The 24,672-nt window shown below is 61.2% G+C and carries 34 protein-coding genes and 1 tRNA gene; 21 read left to right on the forward strand and 14 right to left on the reverse strand.

The annotated features are described in order from the left end of the window. Positions 1 to 7 precede the first annotated feature (7 nt). From AABA34_RS13620 to pspF, 6 genes are all read right to left on the reverse strand, one after another. Positions 8 to 736, reverse strand: a complete 729-nt coding sequence (locus AABA34_RS13620) for a DUF448 domain-containing protein (protein WP_338303053.1) — start codon at positions 734 to 736, stop codon at positions 8 to 10. Continuing rightward, positions 717 to 2,375: a transcription termination factor NusA gene (nusA, locus tag AABA34_RS13625; RefSeq protein ID WP_338303054.1), complete on the reverse strand. Its 1,659-nt coding sequence runs from the start codon at positions 2,373 to 2,375 to the stop codon at positions 717 to 719. Before nusA ends, AABA34_RS13620 begins: the two co-directional genes overlap by 20 nt. Next, positions 2,375 to 2,941: a ribosome maturation protein RimP gene (gene rimP / locus AABA34_RS13630; RefSeq protein ID WP_338303055.1), complete on the reverse strand. Its 567-nt coding sequence runs from the start codon at positions 2,939 to 2,941 to the stop codon at positions 2,375 to 2,377. Before rimP ends, nusA begins: the two co-directional genes overlap by 1 nt. Before the next feature lie 175 nt (positions 2,942 to 3,116). Then, positions 3,117 to 3,530, reverse strand: coding sequence for a PilZ domain-containing protein (locus tag AABA34_RS13635; RefSeq protein ID WP_338303056.1), 414 nt, complete (start codon positions 3,528 to 3,530; stop codon positions 3,117 to 3,119). A 69-nt stretch (positions 3,531 to 3,599) separates the two neighbouring features. Then, positions 3,600 to 3,971 (reverse strand): PilZ domain-containing protein, encoded by a 372-nt coding sequence (locus tag AABA34_RS13640; protein WP_338303057.1) that lies wholly within the window; start codon positions 3,969 to 3,971, stop codon positions 3,600 to 3,602. Between the two features lie 125 nt (positions 3,972 to 4,096). After that, positions 4,097 to 5,152, reverse strand: a complete 1,056-nt coding sequence (gene pspF, locus AABA34_RS13645; protein ID WP_338303058.1) for a phage shock protein operon transcriptional activator — start codon at positions 5,150 to 5,152, stop codon at positions 4,097 to 4,099. Positions 5,153 to 5,330: 178 nt separating this feature from the next. Between pspF and AABA34_RS13650 the strand changes: the two genes are divergently transcribed. The 12 genes from AABA34_RS13650 (at position 5,331) to AABA34_RS13705 (ending at position 9,915) form a co-directional block, all read left to right on the forward strand. Beyond that, a complete protein-coding gene (locus AABA34_RS13650; protein WP_252258346.1) occupies positions 5,331 to 5,498 on the forward strand; it encodes a hypothetical protein in 168 nt (55 codons plus the stop codon). 161 nt (positions 5,499 to 5,659) lie between these two features. Then, positions 5,660 to 6,475, forward strand: a complete 816-nt coding sequence (pspA, locus tag AABA34_RS13655) for a phage shock protein PspA (protein ID WP_034955757.1) — start codon at positions 5,660 to 5,662, stop codon at positions 6,473 to 6,475. A 6-nt stretch (positions 6,476 to 6,481) separates the two neighbouring features. After that, positions 6,482 to 6,781 carry an envelope stress response membrane protein PspB gene (pspB, locus tag AABA34_RS13660; RefSeq protein ID WP_034955060.1) on the forward strand — a complete coding sequence of 100 codons (300 nt, stop codon included), beginning with the start codon at positions 6,482 to 6,484 and terminating at the stop codon, positions 6,779 to 6,781. Further along, a complete protein-coding gene (pspC, locus tag AABA34_RS13665) occupies positions 6,778 to 7,158 on the forward strand; it encodes an envelope stress response membrane protein PspC (RefSeq protein ID WP_338303059.1) in 381 nt (126 codons plus the stop codon). The genes pspB and pspC overlap by 4 nt, the downstream gene beginning before the upstream one ends. Before the next feature lie 30 nt (positions 7,159 to 7,188). Next, a complete protein-coding gene (locus tag AABA34_RS13670) occupies positions 7,189 to 7,503 on the forward strand; it encodes a hypothetical protein (RefSeq protein ID WP_338303060.1) in 315 nt (104 codons plus the stop codon). Beyond that, positions 7,500 to 7,850 carry a hypothetical protein gene (locus AABA34_RS13675; protein WP_338303061.1) on the forward strand — a complete coding sequence of 117 codons (351 nt, stop codon included), beginning with the start codon at positions 7,500 to 7,502 and terminating at the stop codon, positions 7,848 to 7,850. The genes AABA34_RS13670 and AABA34_RS13675 overlap by 4 nt, the downstream gene beginning before the upstream one ends. Next, entirely contained in the window at positions 7,847 to 8,212 is a 366-nt protein-coding gene (locus tag AABA34_RS13680; protein ID WP_338303062.1) for a hypothetical protein, read from the forward strand. The genes AABA34_RS13675 and AABA34_RS13680 overlap by 4 nt, the downstream gene beginning before the upstream one ends. Further along, on the forward strand, positions 8,212 to 8,505 hold the full coding sequence (locus tag AABA34_RS13685) for a hypothetical protein (protein ID WP_338303063.1): 294 nt from the start codon (positions 8,212 to 8,214) through the stop codon (positions 8,503 to 8,505). Before AABA34_RS13680 ends, AABA34_RS13685 begins: the two co-directional genes overlap by 1 nt. Beyond that, positions 8,505 to 8,843, forward strand: a complete 339-nt coding sequence (locus tag AABA34_RS13690; RefSeq protein ID WP_338303064.1) for a hypothetical protein — start codon at positions 8,505 to 8,507, stop codon at positions 8,841 to 8,843. The genes AABA34_RS13685 and AABA34_RS13690 overlap by 1 nt, the downstream gene beginning before the upstream one ends. Then, positions 8,843 to 9,088 carry a hypothetical protein gene (locus AABA34_RS13695; RefSeq protein WP_338304748.1) on the forward strand — a complete coding sequence of 82 codons (246 nt, stop codon included), beginning with the start codon at positions 8,843 to 8,845 and terminating at the stop codon, positions 9,086 to 9,088. The genes AABA34_RS13690 and AABA34_RS13695 overlap by 1 nt, the downstream gene beginning before the upstream one ends. Before the next feature lie 55 nt (positions 9,089 to 9,143). Then, positions 9,144 to 9,563 carry a SufE family protein gene (locus AABA34_RS13700; protein ID WP_338303065.1) on the forward strand — a complete coding sequence of 140 codons (420 nt, stop codon included), beginning with the start codon at positions 9,144 to 9,146 and terminating at the stop codon, positions 9,561 to 9,563. Positions 9,564 to 9,567: 4 nt separating this feature from the next. Next, a complete protein-coding gene (locus AABA34_RS13705; protein ID WP_338303066.1) occupies positions 9,568 to 9,915 on the forward strand; it encodes a YbaN family protein in 348 nt (115 codons plus the stop codon). 215 nt (positions 9,916 to 10,130) lie between these two features. On the opposite strand, the gene AABA34_RS13710 is transcribed toward AABA34_RS13705, so the two are convergent. From AABA34_RS13710 to AABA34_RS13720, 3 genes are all read right to left on the reverse strand, one after another. Beyond that, positions 10,131 to 10,631: a sterol desaturase family protein gene (locus AABA34_RS13710; RefSeq protein ID WP_338303067.1), complete on the reverse strand. Its 501-nt coding sequence runs from the start codon at positions 10,629 to 10,631 to the stop codon at positions 10,131 to 10,133. Beyond that, the gene (locus AABA34_RS13715) at positions 10,628 to 11,419 is read right to left on the reverse strand and encodes a fatty acid desaturase (protein WP_338303068.1); all 792 of its coding nucleotides are present in this window, start codon (positions 11,417 to 11,419) and stop codon (positions 10,628 to 10,630) included. The genes AABA34_RS13710 and AABA34_RS13715 overlap by 4 nt, the downstream gene beginning before the upstream one ends. A 74-nt stretch (positions 11,420 to 11,493) precedes the next feature. Further along, the gene (locus tag AABA34_RS13720; RefSeq protein WP_034955071.1) at positions 11,494 to 11,895 is read right to left on the reverse strand and encodes an acyl-CoA thioesterase; all 402 of its coding nucleotides are present in this window, start codon (positions 11,893 to 11,895) and stop codon (positions 11,494 to 11,496) included. A gap of 124 nt (positions 11,896 to 12,019) precedes the next feature. Here AABA34_RS13720 and leuC point away from each other — a divergent pair, with 124 nt between their 5' ends. The 8 genes from leuC to AABA34_RS13760 all read left to right on the forward strand — a co-directional run bounded on the left by leuC (position 12,020) and on the right by AABA34_RS13760 (position 17,499). Beyond that, positions 12,020 to 13,450 (forward strand): 3-isopropylmalate dehydratase large subunit, encoded by a 1,431-nt coding sequence (gene leuC / locus AABA34_RS13725; RefSeq protein ID WP_338303069.1) that lies wholly within the window; start codon positions 12,020 to 12,022, stop codon positions 13,448 to 13,450. A gap of 69 nt (positions 13,451 to 13,519) precedes the next feature. After that, positions 13,520 to 13,726, forward strand: coding sequence for an isopropylmalate isomerase (locus tag AABA34_RS13730; protein WP_338303070.1), 207 nt, complete (start codon positions 13,520 to 13,522; stop codon positions 13,724 to 13,726). 12 nt (positions 13,727 to 13,738) lie between these two features. Then, the gene (leuD, locus tag AABA34_RS13735) at positions 13,739 to 14,338 is read left to right on the forward strand and encodes a 3-isopropylmalate dehydratase small subunit (RefSeq protein WP_338303071.1); all 600 of its coding nucleotides are present in this window, start codon (positions 13,739 to 13,741) and stop codon (positions 14,336 to 14,338) included. Positions 14,339 to 14,349: 11 nt separating this feature from the next. Beyond that, positions 14,350 to 15,348 carry an NADPH:quinone oxidoreductase family protein gene (locus AABA34_RS13740; protein WP_338303072.1) on the forward strand — a complete coding sequence of 333 codons (999 nt, stop codon included), beginning with the start codon at positions 14,350 to 14,352 and terminating at the stop codon, positions 15,346 to 15,348. Between the two features lie 95 nt (positions 15,349 to 15,443). Then, a complete protein-coding gene (locus tag AABA34_RS13745) occupies positions 15,444 to 15,767 on the forward strand; it encodes a DUF1476 domain-containing protein (RefSeq protein WP_252258362.1) in 324 nt (107 codons plus the stop codon). A 12-nt stretch (positions 15,768 to 15,779) separates the two neighbouring features. Next, positions 15,780 to 16,013: a BolA/IbaG family iron-sulfur metabolism protein gene (locus tag AABA34_RS13750; RefSeq protein WP_034955079.1), complete on the forward strand. Its 234-nt coding sequence runs from the start codon at positions 15,780 to 15,782 to the stop codon at positions 16,011 to 16,013. Between the two features lie 38 nt (positions 16,014 to 16,051). Continuing rightward, complete coding sequence (grxD, locus tag AABA34_RS13755; protein ID WP_338303073.1) at positions 16,052 to 16,390, forward strand: Grx4 family monothiol glutaredoxin; 339 nt, start codon at positions 16,052 to 16,054, stop codon at positions 16,388 to 16,390. Positions 16,391 to 16,692: 302 nt separating this feature from the next. Then, the gene (locus tag AABA34_RS13760) at positions 16,693 to 17,499 is read left to right on the forward strand and encodes an NUDIX hydrolase (protein WP_338304749.1); all 807 of its coding nucleotides are present in this window, start codon (positions 16,693 to 16,695) and stop codon (positions 17,497 to 17,499) included. Positions 17,500 to 17,515: 16 nt separating this feature from the next. Here the strand turns inward: AABA34_RS13760 and AABA34_RS13765 are convergent. Continuing rightward, positions 17,516 to 17,592 (reverse strand) — tRNA-Arg (locus AABA34_RS13765). Positions 17,593 to 17,652: 60 nt separating this feature from the next. Between AABA34_RS13765 and AABA34_RS13770 the strand changes: the two genes are divergently transcribed. Beyond that, the gene (locus AABA34_RS13770) at positions 17,653 to 18,525 is read left to right on the forward strand and encodes a queuosine precursor transporter (protein ID WP_338303074.1); all 873 of its coding nucleotides are present in this window, start codon (positions 17,653 to 17,655) and stop codon (positions 18,523 to 18,525) included. On the opposite strand, the gene AABA34_RS13775 is transcribed toward AABA34_RS13770, so the two are convergent. From AABA34_RS13775 to AABA34_RS13790, 4 genes are all read right to left on the reverse strand, one after another. Beyond that, positions 18,522 to 20,081 carry a Ppx/GppA family phosphatase gene (locus AABA34_RS13775; RefSeq protein ID WP_338303075.1) on the reverse strand — a complete coding sequence of 520 codons (1,560 nt, stop codon included), beginning with the start codon at positions 20,079 to 20,081 and terminating at the stop codon, positions 18,522 to 18,524. The two genes, AABA34_RS13770 and AABA34_RS13775, sit on opposite strands and share 4 nt — an antisense overlap. Continuing rightward, positions 20,078 to 22,279, reverse strand: coding sequence for an RNA degradosome polyphosphate kinase (locus AABA34_RS13780; protein WP_252258366.1), 2,202 nt, complete (start codon positions 22,277 to 22,279; stop codon positions 20,078 to 20,080). Before AABA34_RS13780 ends, AABA34_RS13775 begins: the two co-directional genes overlap by 4 nt. A 142-nt stretch (positions 22,280 to 22,421) precedes the next feature. Further along, on the reverse strand, positions 22,422 to 23,483 hold the full coding sequence (gene virB11 / locus AABA34_RS13785) for a P-type DNA transfer ATPase VirB11 (protein WP_338303076.1): 1,062 nt from the start codon (positions 23,481 to 23,483) through the stop codon (positions 22,422 to 22,424). A gap of 22 nt (positions 23,484 to 23,505) precedes the next feature. Continuing rightward, positions 23,506 to 24,645 carry a TrbI/VirB10 family protein gene (locus AABA34_RS13790; protein ID WP_338303077.1) on the reverse strand — a complete coding sequence of 380 codons (1,140 nt, stop codon included), beginning with the start codon at positions 24,643 to 24,645 and terminating at the stop codon, positions 23,506 to 23,508. Between the last annotated feature and the right edge of the window lie 27 nt (positions 24,646 to 24,672).

Raw genomic sequence — 24,672 nt, forward strand, 5'->3', positions numbered from 1 at the left:
CCGCCGGTCATGGGGGATCGCTCCCCACGAAACGCGACAGGCGCGTGGCCGCCTGCCCTACCCGGATCGAAGCACGCGACGCGTCATCGCGCCCGTCCTTCACACCCGAAACGCCCAGATGGACGACATTTTCGCGGCCCAATGCCACAGACAGCGCATCGCGGTCCAGAGGCAAGACGGTTCCGCGCAATCCCGATCCTTCGGCGTCCAGCCCGACCCGCCATGCCTGATCAAGCTTCTTGCGCCCATCTTCGCTGCTGTCGCTTGCGTGGAGCAGCAGCGTGATCCTGCCCGAGCGGGCCTGTTCGGCGATGCGGGACGAACCCAGCACGATGTTGCCACCGCGCAGTTCCAGCCCCAGCCGATCGAGCAGATTGCGAGTCAGCGCCATTTCGATCGCTTGCGGCAAATCGTCGCTGTAGGAAAGCGAGCCGCCCGCTCCGTCACCCTTGGCCGGCCCACCCTTGAATGCACGCATCAACGCCCGCTTGAAATGGCCATCGGCTATCGCGGTTTCAAGCGCGGCGCGATCAGGCATGATCCAAGCGCCCCGGCCCGGTGCCTTGCCAGCGGGATCGGGCAGCACTTCGCCCGCGGGCGAAACGGCCAGCCGGATCATCTGATCGCGCGGACCAACCTCGCCCGAAAGCAGGCAGCGGCGCTCGCTCCCCGAAACGGGGGAGTCCGCGTTTTCAGCGATGTCTGAACCTACGCGCTCATTGGGTGGAGTCCGCATCGGCGGCCTCCTGACTTTCCGGCGAACCGGAAGTTTCCTGAGCGGGCTCTTCGTCTTCGAACCAGTGTGCGCGGGCAGCCATGATGATCTCGTTGCCCTGCTCTTCACTGAGGCCGTATTCGCCCAGCACGCCGCCCTTGTCGCCTTCACGCTGCGAACGACGCTGCGGCGGACCGTCGGCATTGCCACGGCGACGTGGTGCTTCGCGCTTCTTGGCGATCAGTTCGTCGGTGGCCAAATCGGCCAGATCGTCGAGCGTCTTGATCCCCGCCTTGCCGAGCGTGACCAGCATCGCTTCGGTCAGGTGCGGCATTTCGGCCAGCGCGTCTTCGACGCCCAGTTCGCGACGAACCTGGCGGTGCGCTTCTTCCTGACGCTCGATCGCCTCGATCGCGCGGCTTTGAAGTTCTTCGGCGAGCTCTTCGTCAAAGCCTTCGATCGCGGCCAGTTCGGCCATTTCGACATAGGCGACTTCTTCGAGCATCGCGAAACCTTCAGCCACAAGCAGCTGCGACAGCGTTTCGTCGACGTCGAGCTCTTCCTCGAACATCTTGGAGCGTTCGGCGAATTCCTTCGAACGCTTCTCCGAAGCTTCTTCCTCGGTCATGATGTCGATCTGGTGGCCGGTCAGCTGGCTGGCCAGACGCACGTTCTGGCCGCGACGCCCGATGGCGAGCGAAAGCTGATCGTCAGGCACGACGACTTCGATGCGGCCGTCTTCCTCGTCCAGCACCACGCGCGCAACGGTTGCCGGCTGCAACGCGTTGACGACAAAAGTCGCGGTGTCTTCTGACCACGGAATGATGTCGATCTTTTCGCCCTGCAGTTCCTGCACGACAGCCTGCACGCGGCTGCCCTTCATGCCGACGCATGCGCCGACCGGGTCGATGCTCGAATCCCGGCTGATCACGCCGATCTTGGCGCGGCTGCCCGGATCGCGGGCGGCGGCCTTGATCTCGATGATGCCGTCGTAGATTTCGGGCACTTCCTGCGCGAACAGCTTCTTCATGAAGTCGGGATGCGCACGGGACAGGAAGATCTGCGGCCCACGGTTGTTGCGTTCGACCTTGGTGATCAGCGCGCGCACGCGCTCGCCGACACGGGCAGCTTCGCGCGGGATCTGCTGGTCGCGGCGGATAACGCCTTCGGCGCGGCCAAGGTTGACGATCACATGGCCGAATTCGACCGACTTGATCACGCCGGTGATGATTTCGCCCGCGCGATCCTTGAATTCCTCGTACTGGCGCTCACGCTCGGCATCGCGGACCTTCTGGAAGATCACCTGCTTGGCCGACTGTGCGTCGATACGGCCCAGATCGACCGGCGGCAGCGGATCGACGATGAAATCGCCGACGGCAGCGCCCGGCTGAAGCTTCTCGGCCTGCTTGAGATCGACCTGCTTGAAGTAGTCGTCCACTTCCTCGACCACCTCGACCACACGCCACAGCGTCAGATCGCCGGTCTGCGGGTCCAGCTTGGCGCGGATATCGTTTTCGGCACCATAGCGGTTGCGCGCCGATTTCTGGATCGCTTCTTCCATCGCTTCGATGACGATCGACTTGTCGATCATCTTTTCCGATGCAACGGCGTTCGCAATCGCGAGCAGTTCAGCCTTGTTGGCGGAAATGGCACTGGCCATCAGTCGTCTGCCTTTTCTTCTGTTTCTTCGACAATATCCTCGGCACCAGTGGTGTCGATGGGTCTGGTAGCAGCGATAAGCGCGTCCGTCAGGACGAGCTTGGCGCTGTGAATTTCATCGCGAGGAAGCGTGACTTCGCCCGCCTTGGCATCGGTGATCGTCACCATGCCGCCTGTGATCCCGCCCAGTTCGCCCTTGTAGGTGCGCTGGCCGTCAAATCCCTTGCGCATCACGATGCGCGCATCGTGTCCGGCCCAGATGGCGAAGTCCTTTTCGCGGGTTAGCGGACGGTCAATGCCGGGCGACGACACTTCGAGATGATAGGCCCCTTCGACCAGGACCTCGCCCGCTTCCTCGCGCGCATCGATCATTTCCGAAACACGGCGCGACAAGGCGGCGCATTGCTCGATGATCAATTGCCCGGTTGCCGGGTCTTCAGCCATAATCTGAAGCGCCTCGCCGCCGTCGCCGGCTTCGGATTGCATCATCTGCACCCGCACGAGTTCGAACCCCAGGGCATTTGCCTCCGGTTCGATCAGCTCGATCAGGCGCGCGATATCGGTCATGCAGTCCTTATTAGCAGCTTTGAGTGACAAGGTTTGTGACAATGGCCTTTGGTGCCGGCCCCAAGTGGCGCCAGCCCCTTCAAAGTCACGACGATGTCGGGATGTCAGCGCAGATAGGCGCAGTGCGCGGGTTTGGCAAGCCTTCTGCGCACCCGGCGCAAAGATATGGGGCCGGCTAGATCTTTCCTTCGACCCAAGCTTCAGCTTGGCGGCGCAGGCGCGCCTCCTCATATCTTTCCAGACCCTCGGCGTATTGTCGCATGGCCAGGACTTCCGCATCGCTTAGAGGATCTTCGAATTCGAAACCGTTCGAACCGCCATTCGGGCCGATGTCGCAGCGCGTCACGACGCCGAAACTGTCGATGCCATCAACCTGCAGGATCGCTCTTGCGCCTGCAGCCAGAGGTTGCTTGAGGCCGATGTGAGCGCCTGTACGCGACAAGTTGACGAGGATGCAGCGCGATGCTCCATCAAGGGTCAACAGTCGTGCAGGGATCGACAAGCGCAAACGAGGCGCATGGCGACGACCCACGATCTGTTCGGGGTCATTGTCGATTAAAGTCGGCCCAGGGACACGGTCAAACTGCATAATCGTGCCAACTTGAACCGGAGGCACGAAAAATGGGTTCAGGCCCGGATAGGGATTAACACCGTAGTTTTAGCGGAGGCCTTTGCCTGACGTCCAGGCCATCACCGCTTCGATCATTTCTTCCTGTTCGCGTTCGGCCTGCCCTTCCTGATACTGGCGGATCCCGAAAACGAAATGATCGTCCACCGGTATGTCGAAAGACAGCGCGTTCATGCCCGTTTGCTGGCGGGTGACGACCATGAAATGATCGATCGGGCCGCAACGCAGATAGCCCTCCGCACCCACCTTCAAAGGTTCGGGCAGCGCGATCAGCACACCGGTGCGCGACAGGTTCACGAGAATGCAGTTCTGGTTGCCGGTCACGGCCAAAAGCGTTCCGGGCAGGGACAAGGGCAGGCGCGGAGCGGCGCGTTCTGCTGTCTCGAGTCGTTGCTGTTCCATCGAACCACCTGAGCTTCTGGCGACATATTGGCCGAAGGTGGTAAAGGAATGGTAAGCTCGGGGGCAAAATTGCCGTGTTTCCAATACGCTATTGGCTCACGCCCGATCAGCCTCGCGAGCTGTAATCACTCACCTTCTTCCATCAGGCCGTGCTTCTTGATCGCGTGGCGCAGCTGGTCATAGCTCAGGCCCAGCGCCTTGGCCGTCTGGCGCTGGTTCCAACGGTGTTTCCCAAGCGCATGCTCGACAATCGCGCGTTCATGCGCGTCAACGGCGGCGCGAAGATCGTCGATCTGCTCGAAATCGACACCGGGCGGAGCCGCACCGTTGGGTTGCGGCCCACCGCTGTTGTTTGCCGCGAACGGCGGTTTGCTGTCTGCTCGCCGATGATTGGGCGTCAGCGGCTTCCACGGGCTTTCGAACGGATCGAACTGGACATGGGCGACAGCCATGTCGGGATTGTCCCAGCGATAGACGGCGCGCTCCACGACATTGCGCAATTCGCGGACGTTGCCGGGCCATTCGTAGTTTTCGAGCTGCTCCATCACATGCGGAGCAAATCCGGGCCAGCGGTGCCAGTCGAGTTCAGCCGCCATGCGCCGCGCGAAATATTCGGCCAGAACGCCGACATCACCTTCGCGCACACGCAGCGGCGGCAGGGTGATCACTTCAAAGCTTAGCCGGTCGAGCAGGTCGGCGCGGAATTCTCCGCTTTCGGCTAGAGCGGGCAAATCGTCATTGGTGGCCGCGACGATCCGCACATCAACCCGGATCGGGCGCGATGATCCGATGCGCGTCACCTCGCCGTATTCGACCGCCCTCAACAGCCGTTCTTGCGCGCCCATCGACAAGGTGCCCAGTTCGTCGAGGAACAACGTGCCCCTGTCGGCTTCCTCGAACCTTCCGGCTCGCGCTTTGGTAGCACCGGTGAAGGCGCCCGCTTCGTGGCCGAACAATTCGGCTTCGATCAGGGTTTCGGGCAAGGCCGCGCAGTTCATGGTGACAAGCGGCGCGTCCCAGCGGTTGGAGAGGCGGTGAAGACGTTCGGCGATCAGTTCCTTGCCGGTTCCGCGTTCGCCGATCACCAGCACCGGGCGGCTCATGGGTGCGGCGCGGCTGGCGCGTTCCACCGCGTCGAGGAAGGCGCCGGACTGGCCGATAAACTGGTTCTCGCGCTCCAACCCGAACTCCTTTCCGGCTAAGATATAGTGAAAAATCCCAAGGGTTGGCAATAGCCGCCAAGTCGTTCATCGGATTGTCACGCATTTTGGCCGGATTTCCGCGGTTTTTCGGTTTTGGCACGGCGGTTGCAGAGATTGGAGCAACAGTTTCAGTCACACTCTTTCGGAGGCCAAGACCATGTACAACCGCGCTTTCTTCAACACCAAGCTGGGCCAGGCTTCGCTTGCCAGCGTGTTCGCGATGACCGCGATGATCGCGCTCACCACCCAGATGACGCTGACTTCGCAGGATGCGCAGATCGCGCAGCCGCAGGGCGACAGCATCATGCTGGTTGAGCTGGCTTGAGACTTGCCTTGAGCAAGCGAGACGACATCCCCTTCGGGCCGGAGCGCACCACTCCCCCCGCGAATGCCGCCAAGGCGAGCGACGCGCTTTCCCCGACGCGCGACGGCTCCGGCGGCAGCGCTCCGGCCCAATCCTCTGCCAAAGCCGTCGCCAAGGGCGCGCTGTCGCGGCTCGATGCCGAAATCGAAGCCTTGCGCCGCAGCCCCACTCCGACGCAGAATTACGGCCGAGGCGACAAGGGTGAAGACTCGCAGCGCCAAAGCACCAACCCGTTCCTAGATGGAGTAGCCTTTATGGGCATTTTCAGCCGCACCCGTGACATCATTGCCGCGAACTTCAACGATCTGCTGGATAATGCGGACGACCCTTCGAAGATGATCCGCATGATCATCCTCGAAATGGAGGAGACGCTGGTTGAAGTCCGGGCAAGCGCGGCACGCACGATTGCCGATCAGAAGGAAATGCGCCGCCATGTCATGAAGCTCGACAAGCTTCAGGCCGACTGGGCCGACAAGGCACAGCTTGCGCTGTCGAAAGACCGCGAAGACCTGGCCCGCGCCGCTCTGGTCGAAAAGAAGAAGGCCGGCGACATGGGCGATCAGCTCAAGCAGGAAATCGCCGTGCTCGACGACGCGCTGCGCGCCTATGAGGACGACATCGCCAAATTGCAGCACCGCCTGCGCGAAGCCCGCAGCCGCCAGACGCAGATCGCCGCCCGCCTCGAAAGCGCGGAAAACCGCGTCAAGCTGCGCACGCTGATGAGCACCGAACGCACTGACGAGGCGCTCGCCCGGTTCGACCAGCTCGAACGCCGCGTAGATTACGCCGAAGGCCGCGCCGATGCGATTTCGATCGGTGAAAAGGGCACGCCTTCGCTCGCCGACGAAATCGCCGCGCTCGAAGGGCAGGACGCGATCGACGATGAACTTGCAGCAATGAAGAAAGCGCTCGGCAAGCCCGACGCGAAAGAGGGGTAAGACGCCATGGAAGAGATCATCATCATTCCCGCCGTACTCATCGGCCTGCCGTGGCTCATCCTCCACTATGTCACCAAGTGGAAGACCGCTGCGACCATCACCACAGATGACGAAGTGCTGCTGGAGGAACTCTACAACCTCGCCAAGCGGCTGGATGAACGGATGGACACGGTCGAGCGCCTCGTCGCCACCGACGATCCCGATTTCCACCCGGTCAAGCGCCTGCAAGCCGACCAGGAAACCGACAACCAGCAGCTGCGTGAACTCGAACAGCTGATCGCCGAAAAGAAAGGAACCCGCGCATGAACAGCCCCCGCACGACGCTTTACCGTGACAGCCACAATGCCAAGCTGATGGGCGTGTGTTCGGGCATCTCCGAATACACCGGAGTGGATGTCGCGTGGATCCGCATCGGCATGGTTGTTGCGACGCTGGCAAGCCTCGCATGGCTCACCATTCCGGGATACATCGCCGCCGGCATCATCCTCAAGAAGAAGCCGCCGCACCTCTACCGCGATACGCAGGAAGAGCAGTACTGGCAGCGCGTCCGGCAGAGCCCGAAGCGCACCGCCCGCGAAATCCGCGCGCGCTTCCGCGACATCGACCGCCGCCTTGCCGACGTTGAAACTTACTACGTCAGCAACAACCCGCGCCTGACGGCAGAAATCGAACAGCTGCGCTAAAGCCGCAGACACAAATACAGGGGACGCACCATGGACATCGGCCAAATTGCAATTCTCATTCCCATAATCGGCGTGATGATCCCGATCGTCGCGATCTGGACCAAGCATCAGCAGAAGATGGCAGAGCTTCAGGCCGATTCCACGGCCCGGCACACCGCGGAAAAGGCGGCGCAATACGCGTCGCAAATCCAGCGGCTCGAAGACCGGGTGCAGGTGCTTGAACGGATTGTCACCGATGGCGGATACGACATCGCCACCCAGATCGAAGCGCTGCGCGACACCCGCAAGGTTGAAGATTCGGGCAACGGCGTGCCGCTCAATATCGCCAGCAAGGAGCAAGCATGATGGATTGGGGCGGGCCGCAATTCGTAATCGCGATCATCGCTGTATCCTATGGCGCATGGATCCTGAACAACTGGATCCGCGCCAAGCATGGCTATGCGCTGGAAGATGAATTCGGCGGTTTCACCGAGAAACCCGACACTGCCGAAGCCCAGCGGCTGAAAGCCGAAAACCGCGAACTGCACGACAAGATCGACGCGATGCAGGATCGGATGATCGTGCTCGAAAAGATCGTCACCGATCGCGGCTATTCACTGGCCGAGGAAATCGAGGCCCTGCGCGATACACCCACAAAATCCGCCGATAGCGGCGTCCCCCTCAACCTTGGAAAGAAGGAAAACCAGTCGTGAGCCCCGATGCAGCAGCCATCATCATCCCCCACCTGCCCTGGATCATCGGCGGCGCTCTCGCCATCGGCGGGGCCGGCATCTTCGGCTGGGTTTACACCACCCGCCTGCGCATCCAGCACGGATACCCGCTGGATGGTGCATGGGGCCAGGCCCTGAAGCCTTCGACCGATCACGAAGCAAAGCAGCGCATCAGCCTTTTGACCCAGGAAAACGCCGAACTGCGGGCCGAACTGGGATCGGTGAAGGATCGCCTGATCAATGTCGAACGCATCGTCACCGACAGCGGGTTCCAGCTCACATCGGAGATCGATGCTCTCCGCGACCGCGCGCTGCAACACCGCAAGGATGAAGGAACCGCGTAATGGACCCCGATTTCCTGCTCGTGGTGATCATGATCATCACCATTACCGGCATCAGCTTCATCGGGATCAACGCGATCGTGGCCAAGGTGCTCGATTACAAGCGCGAACAGCGTGCGCACCTTGCCGGTGGCAGCCCGCGATCGCGCGAAATCGCCGACCGCACCGATCTGATCGAAGACCGTCTGCGAGTGCTTGAACGGCTCGCCACAGATCGCGGCGCCTTGCTGGCCGACGAAATCGAAGCGCTGCGTGACGAACGCGCAACCCGCACGAAGGAACAGGAGCACGGTTGATGAACTGGACCGTTATCGCCATCGTCGCCATCGTCGTCTGGGGTGTGGTGCAGCTTTCCAAAGCGCGCGCCGGAATCATCACCGACGAATCCGGTAATGAAAGCTATATCGGCCACCGCGAAGACGCCGCCTCGCGCGCCGAGATCGAGGAAACCCGGCGCGAGATCGAACAATTGCGCGAGCGCCTGCACGTGCTCGAACGCATCGCCACTGACAACAACACCCCCGATGCCCGCGAACGCGCCCGCATCGCCGCCGAAATCGAAGCGCTAAGAGGCCCGGAAGAACCCTCTATCGGGCAATCTCTTGCATCTCCGGATAAGGAGCAGAGCCAATGATGATGGACCCCACTCTTGTTATTGCCGCCACCTGCCTTTTCGCCGTGTGCGTGGTTGCCTATGTCCTGCTGCAGGCGTGGCAGGGCTGGCTCGAACTCAAGCGGCAGGAGCTTGAGCGTGTCGGACGCGGCGGCGGCGCCGAAATCGAAGGCGGCGCGGGTGTTGGCGCGGCCCGGATCGAACTGGCCGACATGAAAGAGCGGATCAAGAAGCTCGAAGCGATCGCCGCCGGGGTGGAGCTGTAGGGCGCAATCCCCAGCCCCCTTCCCTTCGGCCCGCCCTGCCCTTACATGCGCGGCCATGCGAACCCTCGATGACATCCTTGAAGAATACGAATTTCTCGAAGGCGACGAACGCTATTCGCTGCTGATCGAACTGGGCCGGGAACTGGAACCCATGCCCGATGCGCTGAAAACCGATGCGACTCTGGTGCGCGGGTGTTCGGCGGCGGTGTGGGTCTATCCCACCGAACAGACCGCCCAAAACGAACAGCGCCTGCATTTCCTCGCCGACAGCAACGCCGCCATCACCAAGGGGATCGTCGCGTTGGTGATCGCCGCGGTTCAGGACAAGCCTGCCAGCGAAGTGGCAGCGATGGATGTGACGGGCGCGCTTGCTCCGTTCGACCTCAAGAACCAGTTGTCGAGCAATCGCACGCAGGGCGTCCCCAACATGATCGCGCTGGTGCAGGAACACGCCGCCCGGATAGCGGGGAACTGATCCCATGCGGCGGCTCTATCTTGCCGCCGGGATCCTGTTTGTCGCCTTGGGCGCGGTGGGCGCGGTGCTGCCGTTGTTGCCGACTGTCCCGTTCCTGCTGCTGGCTGCATTCTGCTTCGCACGCAGCAATCCCGAATGGGAGCGCCGCATTCTCGAACATCCCGTATGGGGGCCGCAGGTGCGCGACTGGCGCGAACGCCGGGCAATCCCGCGCCGCGCCAAGGTCGCCGCAATTGCGACTCTGGTGGCGGGTGTGGGCTTTACATGGGTGACGCTGGGCCATCCCTGGGTGTGGATTTCGGTGGCGGTGCTGGTGGTGATCGGCGGCTGGATCGCGACACGCAACGAATAGAGCGTTTTCCTACTCGTAGCCGGGCGCGTTATGATCGCACCGGCTCTTTCTGATCGTCGTCATTTTCCCGGTGCAGTGGCGGCATCGGTTCCTGGCTTGCGGAAAGTCACACCTTGGCGTGTGCTTTCTCCGACAAGTCATTGTGTGAATTCGATTTTCGGGATGGCCGGATATTTTCAAAACACCCCTTTGGGTGTTCCATCGGCCTTGGCAAATCAGGCCCCGGCGCTATCTCGCACCTTGGCCACACCGGTCTTGGCCTGTTCGCGCAGTTCGGCCTTCAGCACTTGCGGATCGCGTGCGAAGACAAATCCGAAGCTGACCCCGCCTTCCTTGCCGATGGTGGCATGATGCAGCTTGTGCGCCTGTACCAGCCGCTTGGCATAGCCTTTCTTGGGCACCCAGCGGAAATAGCGCTGATGCACCAGCCCGTCGTGGATCAGCGTGTAGATCACGCCGTAGATCGACACGCCGACAGCGGCCCACCACAGCCATTCCCAATAGAGCGAGCCGAAGATGTACATGGCCGTGCAGATCAGGCCGAACACAACGGCGAACAGGTCGTTCTTCTCGAAAGTGTTGTCGTGCGGTTCGTGATGGTCGCGGTGCCAGCCCCAGCCCCAGCCGTGCATGATGTACTTGTGCGCATACCACGCCCACAGCTCCATGCCGATCACGGAGGCAAGGACGATCGCTCCCGCTTCAAGCCAGCTCATGCAACGATCCTCCCTTCCGTATCGATCGGGCCACTTTGCTCGGCAATCCCGGCGCGCTTCGCAGCGGGCAGCGCCCACCACGGCACATCGGGCCGCCGATGATGCTCAAGGTGATAGCCGAAATGGAAGCAGGTTGCGAGACTTGCAATAGTACCAAAGCCGTTGGTGCGGGCATTGTGATCGTCCGGAAACGGCTCCCCAGGCGCATGATGATGCGGACGGTAGGTGCCGAAGTAGAACAGCTGGAGCGAAGACAGCAGCGCGGGCGCTCCGTACAGCAGCACGATCTGGACCATCGGAATGCCGAGGATCAGCCAATAGACCCCGACCACGGCATGCACGAACACCAGCGACTGCCAGCCGAAATAGCGTTTGAAGAAGGTCCAGTACCATTGCCGGAAATTCGCGGGGTGATCCTCGTCAAAATCGGGATCGCCGGGCCTTCCCGCCAGCCGGTGATGCGTATGGTGTGCATCGCGCAAGACGCTCCAGCGGAAGCCCGCGTAGAGGAACAACAGCGGCGCGGCGATGGCGGCGTTGAGCCGCGGCTTTCCCGGCACCAGCGTCCCGTGCATCGCATCATGGCAGACGATAAACACGCCGACGGAAAGCCAGCACTGCACCGCCGCCATCGCGACCGCCAACGGCAGGTTCGACCATGTCAGCTCGAACACGAACATGGCATAGGCATGGATGCCCAGCCAGCTTCCCGCAATCGCCGCGGCAAGCGCCAATCCGATCGCACCCTGCATGGAAGCGGATGGAAGGGTAAGCCGGTTGGCAGTCATGTCAGCAGGTACGCTCGAAGGAGGCATATGGCTGCGTATATAGGCTTGTCAGGCGGTGGCAATCGCTAGCCTGCTCAATCCTGATCGGGGAAGAAGAACTCGCGCAAGTGTTCGCCGATGCGCGCGGGGCGCAATGTCCTCGCGTCGATGCAGCACCAGCTTGACCGGACTTCGGCCAGCACGTCCTCGCCCCGGTGGATCACGGTGTGATAGAAGGCGCGCGCGCCGTTGTAGCTTTCCAGCACAGTCCGCGCGATCACATCGTCTTCGAGGAAGGCGGGTTTGCGATAGGTGATCTCGTGCTTGAGCGCGACCCACGCCTTTTGCGCCACCTCTTCGGCCGGGGCGATCTTGTTCCAGTGCGCCAGCACCGCATCCTGCACCCAGTTGAGGTAGCGCGCATTGTTGACATGGCCCATGAAGTCGATGTCTTCAGGGGCAACGGTAATCGGGAAGCTGAAGGGCCTTGCTGACATAAATGTAAGTTAGCCGCAAAACGAGGTCATTTCCATCACAAAGTTGATCATGATCAACCCAAACCTTGCCAGTGTGGCGCAAGCATCGCTAATCGGACCCCCCAACCCCTAGGAAGAACGCGTCATGTCGAGCCGCCCGCGCACACTTTATGAGAAAATCTGGGACGATCACGTCGTCGAAACCCGCGATGACGGAACCGCCATCGTCTATATCGACCGGCACCTCGTCCATGAGGTGACAAGCCCGCAGGCATTCGAAGCGCTTCGACTTGCCGGCCGCAAGGTGCGTCGTCCGGAGCTCACATTGGCGGTGCCCGATCACAACCTGCCGACCACCGCACGGCGGGATGCAGCCGGCGATCGCATTCCGATCGACGATCCGCAAAGCGCGGCGCAGCTCGCAGCGCTCGAAAAGAACGCGCCTGAATTCGGCATCCGCTACATCGGCGATGCCGACGCGGAACAGGGCATCGTCCATGTGGTCGGCCCGGAACAGGGCTTCTCCCTGCCCGGCACCACCATCGTCTGCGGAGACTCGCACACCGCCAGCCACGGAGGTCTTGGCGCTCTCGCCTTCGGGATCGGCACCAGCGAAGTCGAACACGTACTGGCAACCCAGACACTGCTGCTGCAACAATCGAAGTCGATGGAAGTCCGGGTCGAAGGGCAACTAGGCCCCGGCGTTACCGCGAAGGACCTGATCCTCCACATCATCGGGGTGATCGGCGCGGCTGGCGGCACCGGTCACGTAATCGAATATCGCGGCGCGGTGTTCGAAGCGATGAGCATCGAACAGCGGCTGACCGTGTGCAACATGACCATCGAGGCAGGCGCCCGAGCAGGACTGGTCGCCCCCGACAAAACGACCTTCGCCTATCTCAAGGGCCGCCCGATGGCACCCAAGGGCGCAGACTGGGATCACGCGGTCGCTTATTGGAAGACGCTCCACACCGATCCGGGCGCGCAGTTCGACAAATCGGTGGTGATCGACGCGGCCGATATCGCCCCCACAGTCACCTGGGGCACCAGCCCCGAAGACGTGGTGCCGATAAGCGGTGTCGTCCCTTCGCCCGATAGCTTTGCGGATGAATCGAAGCGTGCTGCAGCGGCCAAGAGCCTTGATTACATGGGCCTCGAACCGGGCACGCCAATGACGCAGGTGCCGATCGAGAACGTATTCATCGGCAGTTGCACCAACAGCCGCATAGAGGACCTGAGAGCAGCCGCAGAGGTGCTCAAGGGGCGTTCAAAGGCGGATAACGTGCGCTGGGCGATTGTTGTCCCTGGGTCTGGCCTCGTCAAGCGACAGGCCGAGGAAGAGGGGCTCGACAAGATCTTCGTCGAAGCCGGTTTCGAATGGCGCGAACCGGGCTGTTCGGCCTGCCTCGGAATGAACCCGGACAAGGTCCCGGCCGGAGAACGCTGCGCCTCGACAAGCAACCGCAATTTCGTCGGTCGTCAGGGTCCGGGCGCGCGCACGCATCTGGTCTCGCCCGCAATGGCGGCAGCAGCGGCGGTGACAGGCCGCCTTGCCGATGTTCGCGAGCTGGCCTGATCCACAATTTGCCGATGCGCACAGCCCCTCACCCTTGAAACCCCCGCCGCGCAGGCGCATGAGAAATCCATGACTGACAAGACCCCCGACAAAAGCCAGAAGTCTAGCACCGCACGCAATGCCGCAATCGGCGCTGCAGCCACAATCGGTTCCGCTGCTGTCGCTGCGGCGCTGCTGTATGCAGGGAAGCGTTTCCTGAAAAAGCCCGATGACACTTCCAATGGCCCCGGCCAGTCAGGCACTGCTCCTTCGGGCGAGCCTCCTGAAACGGATTGAGGATACCAGACGATGGAAGCAATCTCGCGGGTCACCGGCCGCGCCATCCCTTTCGGCGCCAAGAATGTCGACACCGACATCATCATCCCGGCCAAATGGCTGAAGACCACCACCCGTGAAGGTCTGGGCGAAGGCGCTTTTGAAGCGATCCGTGCTGCGCCCGACAACGTGTTTGACGATCCCGCGTATAAGGGCTCGCCGATCCTGATAGCAGGTGACAACTTCGGCTGCGGATCGAGCCGTGAACACGCCGCCTGGGCCTTGCTTGACCTTGGCGTTCGCGCTGTGATTGCTCCCAGCTATTCCGACATCTTCTCGGGCAACGCGGTGAAGAACGGTATCCTGCCGATCGTGCTGCCGCAGGCTGCGGTTAATCGCTTGCTGGAGGTTGCCCGCGAAGGTCATGAGATCGACATCGATCTGGAGACCCAGAGCGTGACCACTCCGTTTCAGGATCGCTTCAGCTTCGACATCGATCCGTTCCGCAAGCATTGCCTGATGGGCGGGCTTGATGAAATCGCGCTGACGCTGGAGCGGCAGGAAGCGATCACGCAATACGAAAGCCGTCGCAGCGCGGCGCAAAGCTGGCTGACTGCCGGCACACAAATTTGAGGGAGAGAACCATGAAAGCCATCCGCACGCATCAGGTCGGCGGACCCGAAACGCTGACGCTTGATGAAATCGACGCGCCTACCCCCGGAAAGGGTGAAGTGCTGGTGGCGGTAAAGGCCTGCGCGATCAATTATCCTGACACTCTGATGATCCGCGATCTCTACCAGTTCAAGCCCGAACGCCCTTATTCCCCCGGCGGCGAGATCGCCGGCGTGGTCGAGGCTGTTGGCGAAGGCGTTGAAGGCGTTTCCGTGGGCGATCATGTCATGGCCGGGATCGGCAATGGCGGCCTTGTCGAAAAGGCGATCGTTCCGGCCGGCCGCATGTTCCCTGTTCCCGACGGTGTGCCGTTCGAAAAGGCGGCGTCGCTGCTGATGACCTACGGCACGACAATCCACGGCCTGAAGGATCGCGGCCATATCAAGCCCGGCGATGTCGTGCTGGTGCTCGGCGCGGCAGGCGGCGTAGGCCTGTCGGCTGTGGAGCTTGCCAAGGCGTTCGGTGCCCGCGTTGTCGCTGCGGTTTCAAGCGAGGCGAAGGGCGAAGTCGCGCGCAAGGCGGGCGCTGACGAAGTCGTGATTTACCCGCGCGAGCAGATGGACAAGGACGCATCGAAAGAGCTGGCGAACAAGTTCAAGCAAGCCTGCGGACCGACCGGCGCCAACATTGTCTACGACATCGTGGGCGGCCAGTATTCCGAACCGGCCCTGCGCGCGATCGCATGGGAGGGCCGTTTCCTGGTGGTCGGTTTCCCGGCCGGGATCGCGAAGATGCCGCTCAACCTAACCCTGCTCAAGAGCTGCGACATTTGCGGCGTGTTCTGGGGGGCGTTCACCGCCCGCGAGCCCGTCAAGTTCCGCGCTCAGGTCGAAGAGCTTTTCGACCTGATGAAGGAAGGCAAGATCGATCCGCTGGTGTCTGAGACCTTCCCGCTCGAACGCGCGGGCGAAGCCATCGCCAAGCTCGAAAACCGCGAGGCTGTCGGCAAGCTTGTGGTGACGATGCAATAAACTCGGGGCAATAGCTTTCAGACTGCGGCATCAAGCGCTTGCCGCCAGACGGACGCAACCCTATCTCGAATAGACGTTCTCACGGAGGGAAACCGATGACAGATTTCAAGGATCGCGAACGCGCTGAAGAGGCAAAGTTCGCACTCGACGAAGAAACCGCGTTCAAGATTGCTGCGCGCCGCAATCGCCTGCTGGGCGAATGGGCAGCAGGGGTCATGGGCCTGACTCCGGAGGAAACCGAAGCGTATAAGAAATCGGTCGTTCAGGCGGATTTCGAAGAAGCCGGTGACGAAGACGTGATCCGCAAGCTGCTGGGTGATCTGACCGCTGCGGAAACCAATGTTTCCGAGGCCGACATTCGCGCCAAGCTCGACGAGATGGCGGTTGAGGCCAAGCGCCAGTTCATGAGCCAGATCTGAGGGAACACGCCCATGCCGATGGCAGGAGCCGATATCGAAGCCGCCATTCGCGGGGCGTTTCCCGACGCGATTGTGGAACTGCGCGACCTTGCAGGGGATGACAATCACTGGGCCGTAACCGTTACTTCAAGCCAGTTTGCAGGGAAAAACCGGGTGCAGCAGCACAAGATGGTTTACGCCGCCATAGGTGAGAAGATGGGCGGCGAACTTCACGCCTTGCAAGTCACCACGGTTATTCCCACGTAACCGTCAATCTCAAGACATCCCAATCAAAGGGCCGAACCATGGCTGATACCGACACCAACACCCGTATTGCGAGCCTTGTGGGCGAAAACGACGTCGTGCTGTTCATGAAAGGCACGCCGCTGTTCCCGCAGTGCGGTTTTTCGAACCTCGCGGTGAATATCCTCGATCATTGCGGCGTTGCCTACGAAAGCGTCGATGTGCTGCAGGACATGGAAATCCGCCAGGGCATCAAGGCCTATTCCGACTGGCCGACCATTCCGCAGCTGTATGTCAAAGGCGAATTCATCGGCGGAAGCGACATCATGAAAGAGATGTTCGAAGCCGGCGAGCTTCAGCAGCTTATGGAAGAAAAGCAGATCGCCCGTATCGAAGGCTGATCGCGGATTCGCCTGGGCGCCAAAGCGCACCGGACAAAAAAGAAGCCGCCTCGCTGTACCAGGCGAGGCGGCTCTTTTTACACGGGGAGGTAAGACCCAGAGACCAGGAAGGCCTCACCTCGTTTCGAAGACCACTTGCTTCGCCATTCAATATGCAGCTCCCGTGCCAAAACTGCGACGTCCAATAATTTCAGATGGTTAGATGGTTGACGCCGATTAACCATGATCCGAAATGTAAGATATACCGACAGACATGATCGCAAGACTTGGCAAGTCGGGGTTTGAGCGCCATCACTCGGCCTATGGGCACCGATTTCGACAAGACCGCGGGCAAATCATCCGAAGGTATTCCCGCAGCCACCATCATCATCTTTCGCAACTGCCCCGATGGCGGCGCGCCGCAGGTCTTGATGACGATCCGTTCGCGCACAATGGCTTTTGCCGGCGGGATGGCGGTGTTCCCGGGTGGCAGGGTGGACCCTTCGGACTTCGCCATGGCTGAAGCGCTTGTGGATGCGGGGACGATTACCCTCACCACCGAAGAGGCCGCGCACCAGATTGCCGCGATCCGTGAAACGCTTGAGGAAACCGGGCTCGCGCTGGGTTTGAAAGGCAAGATCGATGCCGCAAGCGCGGCCAAGGCGCGGACCATGCTTGAAGAACGCAACGAACTTGCCCCGGTTCTCGACGCGTTCGACTGGTCGCTCGATCTTGAACAGATCACGCCTTTTGCCCGTTGGTTCCCCAAGAACGAGAACATCCCGCGGGTTTACGACACGCGCTTCTACCTCGCCAATCTGGGCACTGGCGCGGTGGATGTTTCGATCGACAATTCGGAAAACACCCATCTGTTCTGGACCAGTGCGCAAGGCGCGCTCGATGCCGCTGACCGGGGTGAGATCAAATTGATTTTCCCCACGCGCCGAAACCTTGAACGGCTCGCCCTGTTCGCCAGTTTCGACGAAGCACGCGCTCAGGCGGAGGCGATCCCCGTGAAAACGATCGTGCCGCAAATCGACACCAGCAGCGGACAGCCCATGCTCACGATCATGGAAGACGCGGGCTATCCCATCACCGCCGAATTGCTGGAAACTGTCGCACGGGGATAATAGCAAGGCAGGAAGTTGGCGCGCCCTGTAGGAGTCGAACCTACGACCTCAGGATTAGAAGTCCCGTGCTCTATCCAGCTGAGCTAAGGGCGCGCGCCGTTGCCGCCAATAGCGCGCTTTGCCCGGCAATCAAATCGCGCTAGGCAAGCGCCGATGGAAAACCTCGACAAAGGCGCCGCTTTCGACACCGATCCTGATGACGGCATCCAGGCGACAAGCCATGCGCCCGTCACGTTCCGCTATTACGAATTCGTGATGGCGGCATTTGTCGCGATCCTGCTGCTTTCGAACATCATCGGCGCGGCAAAGCTTACATTTGTCGAAGTCAGCTGGTGGCCAGAAGGCTGGTGGCCTGCGTCTGACGGCGTGTTCATTTACGGGGCGGGAATCCTGTTCTTCCCGCTCGGCTATGTCATCGGCGACATTCTGACAGAGATCTACGGTTTCGCCCGCGCGCGGCGCGTGATCTGGACCGGCTTTGCCGCGATGATCTTCCTTGCCTTCATGAGCTACGTCGTCGTCAGCCTGCCGGCGTTTGACGGCTGGGCCTGTTCGGCCAGTGGCTTCGACGGCCAAGGCCCCCTTACCTCCACCACCGATCCCGATGGCCCCACGGGTGCGATCTGCCAGCAGACCTACGAATCCGTTTTCGGCAGTACATGGCGCATTGTTGTCGCATCGATAGTCGCCTTTTGGGCGGGCGAGTTCGTCAACTCCTATGTCATGGCAAAGATGAAGGTGTGGACCCGTGGCAAGATGCTGTGGACCCGCACGATCGGCTCCACAGTGGTCGGACAGGGTGTGGATAGCCTAATCTTCTACCCCATCGCCTTTCTCGGCATCTGGACGACCGAGGCGGTGATTACCGTGATGGTGACCAACTGGCTGCTCAAGGTGCTATGGGAAGCGCTGCTGACCCCGGTGACTTACCTGGTGGTGAACCGCCTGAAGAAAGCCGAAGGCGTCGATCTGTTTGACACTGACACCGATTTCTCGCCCTTTTCGAGCAGCGAGAGCCGATCCTAGTCCGCCGCGTCAGCGTGCAAGTCCTCGTCAGGGACAATTTCGACAGTCCAATCAAGGCCGAGTTGCCCTGCCAGCAGCTTCATGTCCTTTTCGACCGGCACGCCGAACAGCGCCTCATGGCTGGTGGCGAGCCGCAAGATGAGAAATCCGTTCCTTACCACCAGGCGGCTGACCTGAAGCGACCTTCTTGACCGTGCGCCAAGTCTTCTTGCCAGCCTTACCGCAAGGCCCCAGCACACCGCTTCGTCGATCGCTTCTTCGCTAGCCAACGGTTTGAGACTGTCGGTCAGATCAATCTGGTTCCCGTTCGCAGCGATGGCTGCGGCGAGCATGGCGCGCTCTGCCCCGTCGACCGCGATCCAGCGCTTGTGCAAAGCCCAGTCGATGGCTTGCGGCAGACGGATGTTCGGCTCGATCTGCATTGACGCCAGTGAAAGCATGGTTGCCGCCAGACGCAGGCGCTCACTGCCATGACGGCGGGTCGGAACGGCATCTACCGTCCATGCCGCCATCCGCGTCGCCAGCGTCGGGGGCGCTCCGCGCTGCGTGGCAAATACCGAAACGCCGGCCAGCAACGGATCCTGAGCTTTGCCATGCGGAGGAAGCCGATCGTAGAGTAAGCCTTCCCGCAGACCCCACGATGAAAACACGATCTTGCTGGGAGAAAGCTGGGCGATCAGCGCCTGCAACAACACCGCCGCATCGGGAAGCTTTTCGGCGCGCATGGTCGATATGCGCTTGCGGTCCCGCAATGTTTCAGGGGTCTCCGCAATCAGCGTCTCGGTCAATTGCAGAACATCATCGATGCTCAGTTCAAATCCGTGGGGATCGGACAGAGGATGGTCGCGTGACTGCATCGCGAATACGGCCATTGCGCGCCATGTTCCGCCCACCAGGTACAGCGGCTCTGGCTCAGGATTGCCGTGCTCGGACGATGACCAGCCCGCTTCCCGGATGACCTTTTCCAGCCCCTTGCGCATTTGCGCCACGGGGTTCTTTCCGCTGGTCGGTCTGAAGTCGGGGAGCCGCAACGCGCCGAGCGGCAAAGACACCGGATCGCTGGTTTCATCCCCGGCGATATGGACCAGTTCAAGGCTGCCTCCACCAAGGTCGGCAACGCTGCCACGGGCTCCAGGAAAGGCGCCTATGACCCCGCTGGCGCTGATGCGGGCCTCTTCCTCACCGGACAAGATGCGCGGCTTGAAGCCGAGCGCCTCGAGCTGCTCGACGAATTCAGGCCCGTTGCTGGCTTCCCGCACGGCAGCAGTCGCGACGGTCTCGACATCGTCAATTCCAAGATCGTCCAGCAGCAGGGCAAATCGCTCCAAACCGCGAAGCGCGAGAGCGATCGCTTCGTCGGCCAGTCGCCCGTCCTTGCCGATATCGCGGCCAAGCCGTGCAGTGACCTTTTCATTCAGGATCACCATCGGTGCCCGCATCGAACCGCCGTAGACAACCAAGCGAACCGTGTTGGAGCCGATGTCGATAATCGCCCGCTCCGGCGTGTTGCCCGCAAATGTCCCGTCGCGATCGCCGCGCCTGCGCTTTGTGCTCATCCCGAACGGCCCCGCCGCAGCGAAAGCTTGGGCACGCCGCCTGCCTCAAGCGCCCCGCCCCGACCCGAAAGCGATGGGTTCGTCATGAAGTAACGGTGGCAGTTGAACGGCTTTCCGTCTGTTTCAACCCGCGAATAGCTGCCGTCTGAATGCAGCCACCAGCTTTGCTCGGTATCGAGCATATTGGCGAGCAGCACCTGTTGGAGGATCTGATCATGCACGGTTCGGTTGCGGATCGGGATCAGGGCTTCGACCCGGCGATCAAGATTGCGTTCCATCAGGTCGGCCGAGGAGATGTAGACCTTGGCGTTCGGGCCCGGCATCGCCCGGCCATTGGCGAAGGCGTAAATTCGGCTGTGCTCCAGGAAGCGCCCGATGATCGATTTGACATGGATATTCTCGCTCATTCCCGGAACACCGGGACGCAGGCAGCAGATGCCGCGCACCACCAGTTCAACGGGAACGCCCGCATTGCTGGCAGCGTAAAGCCGATCAATCATTCCGACATCGGTGATCTGGTTGCACTTCATCCAAATCGCGGCGGGCTTCCCCTTGGCGGCGTTGGCGATTTCGGCATCAATCCGGCGATATATCTCCTCGCGCAGGTCCAGCGGAGCGATCGAAATCATTTCCAGCCCGTGCGGTTCGACATAGCCCGTTACGAAATTCATCATCTTCGCTGCATCGCGCGCCAGCTTGTGATCGGCAGTGAAGAAGGAAAGGTCGGTGTAAATCTTGGCCGTGATCGGGTGGTAGTTGCCGGTTCCGAAATGGCAGTAGGTGCGAAACCCGTTTTCCTCGCGCCGCACCACCATCGCCACCTTGGCGTGGGTTTTCCAGTCAGTGAAACCGTAGATCACCTGCACCCCGGCGCGTTCAAGCTTGGTCGCCCATTTGAGGTTCTGTTCCTCGTCAAAGCGCGCCTTCAATTCCACTACGGCAGTGACGGACTTTCCGTTCTCAGCCGCTTCGATCAGGGCATTGATCACCGCTGATTGAGAGCCGGCGCGATAAAGCGTCTGCTTGATCGCTACCACATCCGGATCGGCGGCAGCCTGTCGGATGAAATCGACCACCACTTCGAAGCTTTCGTAGGGGTGATGAATGATGATGTCTTTTTCCCGGATCGCGGAAAAGGCATCGCCATCGTGTTCACGCACCCGTTCAGGATAGCGCGGGGAATAGGCATCGAATTTCAGGTCGGGCCGATCCTCGCCAACGATTTCCGCGAGCCCGTCGATCCCGATCATTCCATCGGTCTTGATCACGGCTGCTTGGTTGATGCCGAGTTGTTCGAGCAGGATCGCCTCGGCGCGGGGATCGAAATCCTCTTCAAGCTCCAACTGGATCACTTGCCCACGGCGGCGGCGCTGGATCGCGCTGCGGAAAGTCCGCACCAGATCTTCTGCCTCCTCCTCGATTTCGATATCGCTGTCGCGCAGAACCCGGAACAAGCCGTCGCCCTGAATTGTAAAGCCGGGAAACAGCTTTTTGGCATAACGCTGGATCAGGCTGGCAATCGAGATGTAGATTGCCTCTGTCGTCCCGCTCACTTCCGCAGGAACGCGGACAAACCGGGGCAGCGCCGATGGGATCAGGATCATCTCGATAATCTGTTCCTGATCCGCGTCGCGCGTCAGCGTGAACAGCAGGCCCATCCCTTCGTTTTGAACGAAGGGAAACGGATGCGCAGGATCAAGCGCCTGCGGCGTGATGATCGGAGAGATTTCGTCGAGGAAGAAGCTTTCCAGCCATTTGTGCGCCTCAGGCTTTACCCGACGCTCATCGGCGATGTGGATGTCGGCCACCGCCAACTGGTCACGCAATTCACGCCAGATATCCTGCTGAAGGGCGGAAAGTTCAGCCAGCTTCTCCCGGATTGCCACCAGCTGCTGCGTCGGCGTGCGGCCATCAATCGCCGGCTTGTCGATCCCGCGCTGCGCCTGTCCGACAAGGCCCGCGACGCGGATCATCATGAATTCATCGAGATTGCTGCCCGAAATAGAAAGGAACCGCAGCCGTTCTAACAGCGGGTATTTCGCGTTGCAGGCCTCCGCCAGAACACGCTCGTTGAACGCCAGCCATGACAGTTCACGGTTGAAATAGGCTTCCGCGCCGGGCGAAATGGCCGTCGGTGGGACGGACGGCGGGGATGCGGCCGAAACATTGGGCTGGCTGGTCTGAGTGGGACTGCTCATTGCTTTCCTGCCGGTCTTTCCTCAGGCCAAATGCGGCCCTTGATCGAAGCCCCAATGTTAGCCAGTGCAAGACGTGTAAATCACCAAAGGGCGATGTCACACGATTGTCAATTAATCATGACGCCCACTTAGGGTGCAGCTGTCAAACCAGAGATCGGCTGTCGGCAATTGCGGTAATCCCGCGCTTGCCGTTGGCATCGCGACCCAATTGTACGATCACGTCGATAACGCTCGCCGCGTAGCAAATCGTGTCAGAGCGGGTAAGGCCGATCCCTGTCTGCATGACCATGAGCGCGAGTTGCTCCAATGCGCCGCGCAGCGAATTGGCGTGAATGGTCGAAAAGCTGCCGGGATGGCCGGTGTTGATCGCGCGCAGGAAGGACACGCTTTCTGCGCCGCGCAGCTCGCCAAGGACGATGCGATCGGGCCTCAGTCGCAATGCGGCCTGAAGCAGTTCATTGGGGGTGACCTTCGCCTCACCTAGTTCGCCCTTCACCGCCACCAATCCGACAGAGTTTTCGCCCGGGAATTTCAATTCGGGCGTATCTTCCACCAGCACGACGCGCTCTTCACGCGGGATTTCGCCCAGCATGGCATTGAGGAAAGTCGTCTTGCCGGTGCTTGTCCCGCCTGAGATGAGGATGGTGCGCCGATGGCGGATGGCTTCACGCAGATATTCGATCGGCTGAAACTGCGGATCGGGCATTTCGATCACAGCCTCACCGGCAAGAGGCCCAGTGTCGTAGGCGTCAAGCGGGAGGTCCAGCCGGCGGTGACGGCGAATGGCCATGACCCAATGCTTGCGGCTTGCAGGCGGACCGCAAAACTGGATGCGGGCTCCGTCTGGCAATGTGGCGCCCAGCAGTGGGTGTTCGCGGTTGATGCCTTGATGGCTGACCCGCGCAACCTGTTCGGCAAGGCGTTGAACAAGGCGATCATCGATTTCAGGGGTGATCACTTTTTTGATGCCGGGGTCTGACGCATCCTCGATCCAGACCTCGCCCGGCGCGTTGACCATGATTTCGGTAATCGTGTCGCGATCCAGCCAGCGCTTGAACGGCGCAAGATAGGCTTCGAGATAGACGCTGCGTTCCCCTCCGATCGCAGCATAGGAGGGCGTTTCGCCTGATGGGCCGGCGCCATCATCCGCATTGCCACCAGCGGGATGCTGACCGGTCGAAAGAGGATGAATGTCAGCCGTCATATCCGGAAACGTCCGCCCAAAATCACTGTGAAACGGTGCTGAAGTCGAGATCGCGCGCGGTGAAAACGCGGATCGGTTCGCCCATGCGCACGCGGATCGTCGGACTGATCTGGCCGTCTTGCTCCGCTGCGACACCCGCAGCGCCCTGCCCGGCACCACCGAGCACGATAGAAGTGCCACCCGAAGCCACCGCCCCGAGCCCGCCGATGACGGACAACAACATCGCGGAACCGAAGCGGCGGAAGAAGTGGCTATTCACATCGCCTTCCAACCCGGTTGTGCCATCAAAGGCCACCGCTGGTGAAGCGATGTTGACCGATGCACCGTCCGGCCTGATCAGACGGGTCCAGATGACATAAGCGCGCTTTTGCCCTTGCTGGACGCCGGACTGGTACTGCCCGATGAGGCGCGACGAACGCGGCACCAGCACCCGGCTGCCGTCAAAGCTGCGCACGTCCTGGCTCACAACCGCGCGAACATAGCCGGGCACGTCAGTGTTGATCGCGGTTTCGAGGATCGCGGGGATCATCGTGCCTTCTGTTACCGTCGTCGCCGGATTGACCATAGCTCGCGCCTGGGCCGGAGCTCCGCCGACGCCGCCAATGCGGCTCGCAAACGCAGCGGCCGAACCTCCTGCGCCGCTGTCACCCGTGCTTGTCGCCGCACTCGTCGACCCGCCCGTAATCGGCTGCTGCGCGACATTCGCCCCGGCTGCCTGACTGGCATCGAAAACCAGCTGAGGGCTGTTGTAAGGGTTCATAGCGGCTCCCACGGCAGGCGCGTTCGCAAGGATCGGCGCGGGTGCCGGATCGGGACGCGCCGGCAGGACTGCCGGGGGCGGCGATGGCTGCGCGTTTGGATCAACTGCTGGAGCAGCCGCCGCCTGTGCGGGTGCCTGCTGCCCTTGCCCGCCAACACTGGCGGGTTCGGGAACTTGTGCCGCGTTCATCGCCCAAAAGGTCGTGGCGCCAAGCAGGCCTACGATCGCGACCCCCGCCGCGAGCCCCAGCCCTTCGGTCTTGGTCTTGCGCTGAGCAACCGGCGAAAAGCCGCTGCGGCTTGCGAGATCGATGACGTCGGCAGACTCCTCGTCGCGCGGATCGATCCCGCCATTGTTTCCATTGTCGCCCTTCTTGGGCGGAAGACGCATGGCAAGACGCATTAGTTCATCTCCCTTTGGAACATTTCA

The organism is Erythrobacter sp. Dej080120_24 (assembly GCF_036322605.1).
GTDB lineage: Bacteria > Pseudomonadota > Alphaproteobacteria > Sphingomonadales > Sphingomonadaceae > Erythrobacter > Erythrobacter aurantius.

Excerpts from the sequence above, each read along its gene's own strand:
- AABA34_RS13620 (WP_338303053.1), bottom strand. The coding sequence starts at position 736 with ATGCGGACTCCACCCAATGAGCGCGTAGGTTCAGACATCGCTGAAAAC.
- nusA (WP_338303054.1), bottom strand. The coding sequence starts at position 2,375 with ATGGCCAGTGCCATTTCCGCCAACAAGGCTGAACTGCTCGCGATTGCG.
- rimP (WP_338303055.1), bottom strand. The coding sequence starts at position 2,941 with ATGACCGATATCGCGCGCCTGATCGAGCTGATCGAACCGGAGGCAAAT.
- AABA34_RS13635 (WP_338303056.1), bottom strand. The coding sequence starts at position 3,530 with ATGCAGTTTGACCGTGTCCCTGGGCCGACTTTAATCGACAATGACCCC.
- AABA34_RS13640 (WP_338303057.1), bottom strand. The coding sequence starts at position 3,971 with ATGGAACAGCAACGACTCGAGACAGCAGAACGCGCCGCTCCGCGCCTG.
- AABA34_RS13650 (WP_252258346.1), top strand. The coding sequence starts at position 5,331 with ATGTACAACCGCGCTTTCTTCAACACCAAGCTGGGCCAGGCTTCGCTT.
- pspB (WP_034955060.1), top strand. The coding sequence starts at position 6,482 with ATGGAAGAGATCATCATCATTCCCGCCGTACTCATCGGCCTGCCGTGG.
- pspC (WP_338303059.1), top strand. The coding sequence starts at position 6,778 with ATGAACAGCCCCCGCACGACGCTTTACCGTGACAGCCACAATGCCAAG.
- AABA34_RS13670 (WP_338303060.1), top strand. The coding sequence starts at position 7,189 with ATGGACATCGGCCAAATTGCAATTCTCATTCCCATAATCGGCGTGATG.
- AABA34_RS13675 (WP_338303061.1), top strand. The coding sequence starts at position 7,500 with ATGATGGATTGGGGCGGGCCGCAATTCGTAATCGCGATCATCGCTGTA.
- AABA34_RS13685 (WP_338303063.1), top strand. The coding sequence starts at position 8,212 with ATGGACCCCGATTTCCTGCTCGTGGTGATCATGATCATCACCATTACC.
- AABA34_RS13690 (WP_338303064.1), top strand. The coding sequence starts at position 8,505 with ATGAACTGGACCGTTATCGCCATCGTCGCCATCGTCGTCTGGGGTGTG.
- AABA34_RS13695 (WP_338304748.1), top strand. The coding sequence starts at position 8,843 with ATGATGGACCCCACTCTTGTTATTGCCGCCACCTGCCTTTTCGCCGTG.
- AABA34_RS13700 (WP_338303065.1), top strand. The coding sequence starts at position 9,144 with ATGCGAACCCTCGATGACATCCTTGAAGAATACGAATTTCTCGAAGGC.
- AABA34_RS13705 (WP_338303066.1), top strand. The coding sequence starts at position 9,568 with ATGCGGCGGCTCTATCTTGCCGCCGGGATCCTGTTTGTCGCCTTGGGC.
- AABA34_RS13710 (WP_338303067.1), bottom strand. The coding sequence starts at position 10,631 with ATGAGCTGGCTTGAAGCGGGAGCGATCGTCCTTGCCTCCGTGATCGGC.
- AABA34_RS13715 (WP_338303068.1), bottom strand. The coding sequence starts at position 11,419 with ATGACTGCCAACCGGCTTACCCTTCCATCCGCTTCCATGCAGGGTGCG.
- AABA34_RS13720 (WP_034955071.1), bottom strand. The coding sequence starts at position 11,895 with ATGTCAGCAAGGCCCTTCAGCTTCCCGATTACCGTTGCCCCTGAAGAC.
- leuC (WP_338303069.1), top strand. The coding sequence starts at position 12,020 with ATGTCGAGCCGCCCGCGCACACTTTATGAGAAAATCTGGGACGATCAC.
- AABA34_RS13730 (WP_338303070.1), top strand. The coding sequence starts at position 13,520 with ATGACTGACAAGACCCCCGACAAAAGCCAGAAGTCTAGCACCGCACGC.
- leuD (WP_338303071.1), top strand. The coding sequence starts at position 13,739 with ATGGAAGCAATCTCGCGGGTCACCGGCCGCGCCATCCCTTTCGGCGCC.
- AABA34_RS13740 (WP_338303072.1), top strand. The coding sequence starts at position 14,350 with ATGAAAGCCATCCGCACGCATCAGGTCGGCGGACCCGAAACGCTGACG.
- AABA34_RS13745 (WP_252258362.1), top strand. The coding sequence starts at position 15,444 with ATGACAGATTTCAAGGATCGCGAACGCGCTGAAGAGGCAAAGTTCGCA.
- AABA34_RS13750 (WP_034955079.1), top strand. The coding sequence starts at position 15,780 with ATGCCGATGGCAGGAGCCGATATCGAAGCCGCCATTCGCGGGGCGTTT.
- grxD (WP_338303073.1), top strand. The coding sequence starts at position 16,052 with ATGGCTGATACCGACACCAACACCCGTATTGCGAGCCTTGTGGGCGAA.
- AABA34_RS13760 (WP_338304749.1), top strand. The coding sequence starts at position 16,693 with ATGGGCACCGATTTCGACAAGACCGCGGGCAAATCATCCGAAGGTATT.
- AABA34_RS13770 (WP_338303074.1), top strand. The coding sequence starts at position 17,653 with ATGGAAAACCTCGACAAAGGCGCCGCTTTCGACACCGATCCTGATGAC.
- AABA34_RS13775 (WP_338303075.1), bottom strand. The coding sequence starts at position 20,081 with ATGAGCACAAAGCGCAGGCGCGGCGATCGCGACGGGACATTTGCGGGC.
- AABA34_RS13780 (WP_252258366.1), bottom strand. The coding sequence starts at position 22,279 with ATGAGCAGTCCCACTCAGACCAGCCAGCCCAATGTTTCGGCCGCATCC.
- virB11 (WP_338303076.1), bottom strand. The coding sequence starts at position 23,483 with ATGACGGCTGACATTCATCCTCTTTCGACCGGTCAGCATCCCGCTGGT.
- AABA34_RS13790 (WP_338303077.1), bottom strand. The coding sequence starts at position 24,645 with ATGCGTCTTGCCATGCGTCTTCCGCCCAAGAAGGGCGACAATGGAAAC.